Annotated in this window: 1 protein-coding gene; it reads right to left on the reverse strand. The window is 75.3% G+C overall.

The window, feature by feature from the left end; all coding sequences use genetic code 11:
- Positions 1-951 (reverse strand): class I SAM-dependent methyltransferase (locus GT042_RS08945; protein ID WP_161308169.1); only part of this gene is annotated, 951 nt, incomplete at both ends.

A 951-nucleotide genomic window follows, 5' to 3' on the forward strand; every position in this document is an offset into this window, starting at 1 on the left:
GTCACCGGTACCGCGGCCTCGTCCGGCACCTCGGTCCAGCCGTCGTGCTCGGCGATCAGGATGTGCTGCCCCGACTCCGCGTCGGGCACGCCGGGCACACCCTGCGCGCGGACGTCCCGGAAACCGGACGCGGCCAGCAGCGCCCGCCAGGCGGCGGGACGCAGCAGGGGCGCGTGCGGCAGGCGCAGTTCGCCGTCCCGGTAGGCCCACCAGCCGTCCGTCAGGCCGAAGACCACGTTCACCGAGTCGAGCACCCGGGTGGCCTCGTTGAGCACCAGGACACCGCCTGGACGCAGCAGCCGGCGGCAGTTGGCCAGGGTCTGCCGCAGGTCCGGGGTGGCGTGGAGGACGTTCGCGGCGAGCACCACGTCCCAGCCACCCGCCGGGAACCCCTGCGCCGCCGGATCGGCGGAGACGTCCAGCACCCGGAAGCGTACAAAGGGGTGCTCGGCACCGAGGCGCTGCTCGGCGCGCCGCACCAGGCCGGTGGCCAGGTCGGTGTAGTCGTAGCTCAGCCGGGACCCGTACGGCGCCAGGGCGCCGAGGACGGGACGGCTGGTGCCGCCGGTTCCCGCACCGATCTCCAGTACGGACACCGTGGCGCCCGGATCGTCGTCCAGTACGCGCGCGACCGCCGCCCGTACGGCGCCGGCGCACGCGGTGTTGAAGAAGGCCGACCGCGGGTCGTCGTGGTAGAGCGGGGCGACACGCCGGTCGGAGCCGCCCGGGAACAGGAGCTCGAGTCCCGCCCTGCGGCCGGCGAGCACCTCGGGCAGCGCGGCGGCACAGTCGGCGATGAGCTCCAGGGCGCCCGCGCTGTGCGGGTGGGTCCTGGCCAGTTCCGCGCCGAACGCGGCGGCGTCGTGGTGGAGCGCGGTCACCGTGCCGTCGGCCGTGAGGTGGCCGCCGTGCACCAGGGCGGCGTACACCGCGTCGAGCAGGCGTCGTTGG

The organism is Streptomyces sp. SID3212 (assembly GCF_009865405.1).
Classification (GTDB): domain Bacteria; phylum Actinomycetota; class Actinomycetes; order Streptomycetales; family Streptomycetaceae; genus Streptomyces.